Here is a 3,278-nt window from a genome sequence, read left to right as displayed (position 1 = left end):
GTCCACTGGTTATTACGGCTCCTTTTATCCTTAGAAATCGGATAATCCAATCGATATCTATTACTGTGATAATCGGTTTGATCATCTTCCATTTGTCCCAGATAACTGCGGTGGCATAGACTTCCCTGTCGCTCATCGCTGTAACCATATTCCCATTGAGTGTTGGCCAGCCTTCAGTGTCTTCTTCAAAAATTATCTGGCCGCTCTTGGAGATAACAACGAGTTTTCCAGGATGATCATAGAACGCTCCCGGTGCTTCGTCAAGATAGAAAAAATAGCCGGCCTGATTTACTGCCTGCAGCTGGAACTGAAGTTGTTGTCCTCCAGCGGTCTCAGAACCGATAACGTCTCCCTCTCCAACTTCACCCAGAAGAAGTCCGGTGAACGGACCTTCGGGTTCTCCTTCGGATTCTATGAACTGAATGAACTTCTTCGTGGCAGCGGCAACGGGATCCTTTGGGATACAGGAAGACAATATTAGAAGAACCACTATAGCAGCGAGTAATATTGTCATTATCTTCTTTAGCCGCATAGTATCACCTACCCCTCATGCGGAGATTTCGTTTTCCTATACGGACTATATATCATTAAGTCATTTTGCACCTAATTATAGGCTCTGTCAGTGCGTACAGATTATGACTGGTTACTGATCTAACCATTACAATTTAGATTAACAAAATCTCATTTTATGTGGCTATGGGTGTGTACTGTAGTGAAAAGTAGTGGAAAAGAAATCGAATGTGAAGTCAAAGCAAACGAACAGAAAAGAATCTATATCAAGCGATTTCATAATTAAAAAGAGGGTGTTTCCACCCTCTTTTTCTTATTGATTCAATCAGTAATACTCAATTTCTCGTGTCTCTTCTTCTTCAATCATTGCCGTTTCTTTCCAGTTTTCGTTCTGGAGCTCCGCGATGTCCATAACATAGTAAGCAACCTTATGTATATAGTTTCCCATCGAATCGTATTCATATTCGTAAACAACGGCTTCTTTCTCTTCACCAAACGCACTGTCGGATACTCTTAGAACAACATCGCCCATCTCGTTGTATTCAAGAATAGATTCAATAGGTTCCGGTTCGCTTCCGGGTTCTGCGAACATGTACATATACTCTAGTTCTCTAACGCTCTGATTCTTATCGTTGTATTCGAAAACGGTCTTTGTAAGGACCATACCCATCATTCCAAAGGATTCCTCAACAAGGTTTCCGTTGTCATCGTATTTCATTGAGATGGTCATCTCGATTTCCTGTCCTTCGCTCATTCCACTGATCTTCTGAGCGATCAGTCTTCCGGCTTCATCATATTCCATAACCAGATTTGAGTCGCCTTCAGAGTCTTCAACGATTATTCCAGCAATTCTTCCATTTTCGACCTTTATTTCATCGACGTTTTCCTCAACACCATTCTCTCTTCCAGACACAGAAAGCAATTTTCCATCGGTGTCGTAATTGAAGAGTATTGCACTCTGCTCATTGCCGTCTTTGTCATATTCAATCTGCGAAACAAGACTGCCATTTTCGTTAAAAGAAAGAACACTGTATCCAGAGAGGACGAACTCTTCGTCAACTCCCAGATCCATTTCGTTCTCAGGGTATAGTATTTTTGCCGACTTAACGGGTCCTCTCAATCCGAAATCCTCGGTGTTCATAGGTATCATGAACTCCGATTGTCCAAGCGCAATCATAGAGAAGACAAACAAGACCAATAGTAGAGAGATTCTTTTCACTGCTACACCTCCATGTGCTAAGTTAATATAATCATACAGGAGTCAGAAAGAAACGGTATCAATTATCTACCCTATGGGCGGCAGAATATCATGAATGGTTTTTATGTCGATAGGCCCTCTTCTGAAGAGGCAAGAGAGATTATGGAGAAAATGTATTACTCGATTCCCGAATCGAGTAACGGTAGGTATTCGCTTTCAGAACTCAGGCCGGTTGAGGAGGTCTATTCTGATTTTCTCGAGAGAGGCGACAGTTTGCTTGTATTGAGAGGCCATGGAGAAATCTTAGGACACATCCACTTTGGACCTCATAAGGAGGAGCGGTTTTCTTCCAATTTATCTGGACACATCTATGATCTGTATGTCAAGAAAGAGTACTGAGGAGTGGGAGCAGGAAGAACTCTTCTTAGGTCTGCTTTAAAGGAGCTTAAGCCTTTTTTTCAGAAGATTACCGGCAATACTTATAGATTCGGGACTGGATGGCATATGCTGAAAAGTGAGGGTTTTAGCGAAAAGAGAATCACCTTCAGTACCGATAAACGACTCCTGGAATCTAAGCCAAACGCCTTCGAAATCCTCCATGGTCTTCCTGAAGATCTTCGAAAAGTCTTTGTCGAAATCTCTTCTTCCCCCTCAATCATTAACCGCCAGCTCCAAACGACGCCAAGTGAGTTGTTCTTTCGCCTGAATGAAATCTTGGACTCTGGAGGTAAAATTCTTGTTTGCCGGCAAGATGAAGAAATGGCGGGAGTTCTAATCTATTCCGTCTTCGAAGATCTGATGACTTACAGTTTTCTTGGATTCATAGAGTTTGTTTTTATCAGCAAACGTTTTCGTCGAATGGGTATAGGAAGAGACCTACTCTTATTTCTCAACGATTATCTATTCAGGAGAGGGGTTGAAGAATCCTTCTTTGATTGTGCATATGAAAGCGATTATCATTTATGGTCTGAAGCTACTGGTATGAAAGAATTCTCAGTTCTTCTGGAGAAGAAGCTGGAAAACTAAGAAGAGAGTCGGATTTCTTATCAAACGTGAAGGCCTTTGGATCGAATTTGAATCCACAATGCGATGATTTAGCCTAACTTGAGGGATCGGAAGCTGATGCTATAATTAATAAGTCAATCAAACTAAAGGAGAATCTCCCTTGCATGACAAACGTCTTCCACTCTTGCTGACATCTCTGTTAGTGTTCTTTGTGATGTTCGGTTTTGGCTTGCTCTTGCAGCTTAAGCTAAGAGAACTTGGGGCCTCACTTCTTATGGTTGGGCTTCTTACAACAGTGAGAGGAGCTGTGGAGACTTTCGGTTCTCCGGCCTGGGGAGCAATATCTGACGGACTTAAGAAACGAAAACTACTTGTGATGTTACTTGTACTTACGCCGGCTCTTCTCTACTTTGCCTATTCAGTAATTGAGATTCCAATAGTATTCATTCTTTTTTCTTCACTGATTGCCTTCTTCACCGCTGGGTTCGAACCTATAGCAATGGCTCTGAGCACAGAGCATTCACGGGATTCAGTCAGGAATACTTCAAGAGAACTATCGATATTG

General features: G+C 42.0%; 3 protein-coding genes and 1 pseudogene. 2 read left to right on the top strand and 2 right to left on the bottom strand.

The annotated features are described in order from the left end of the window. Both ENN47_00975 and ENN47_00970 read right to left on the bottom strand, forming a co-directional pair. The coding region (locus ENN47_00975) for a hypothetical protein (protein HDP76763.1) at positions 1–532 on the bottom strand (532 nt) is incomplete at its 3' end. 303 nt (positions 533–835) lie between these two features. Then, positions 836–1,729: a membrane-binding protein gene (locus tag ENN47_00970; GenBank protein ID HDP76762.1), complete on the bottom strand. Its 894-nt coding sequence runs from the start codon at positions 1,727–1,729 to the stop codon at positions 836–838. Positions 1,730–1,819: 90 nt separating this feature from the next. Here ENN47_00970 and ENN47_00965 point away from each other — a divergent pair. Both ENN47_00965 and ENN47_00960 read left to right on the top strand, forming a co-directional pair. Next, positions 1,820–2,734, top strand: a pseudogene (locus ENN47_00965) (GNAT family N-acetyltransferase). Positions 2,735–2,873: 139 nt separating this feature from the next. Beyond that, positions 2,874–3,278 (top strand): MFS transporter (locus tag ENN47_00960; GenBank protein HDP76761.1); only part of this gene is annotated, 405 nt, incomplete at its 3' end.

It is taken from the genome of Mesotoga infera (genome assembly GCA_011045915.1).
GTDB classification, from domain to species: domain Bacteria; phylum Thermotogota; class Thermotogae; order Petrotogales; family Kosmotogaceae; genus Mesotoga; species Mesotoga infera_D.
This window is presented reverse-complemented; position numbering and strand designations above follow the sequence as displayed.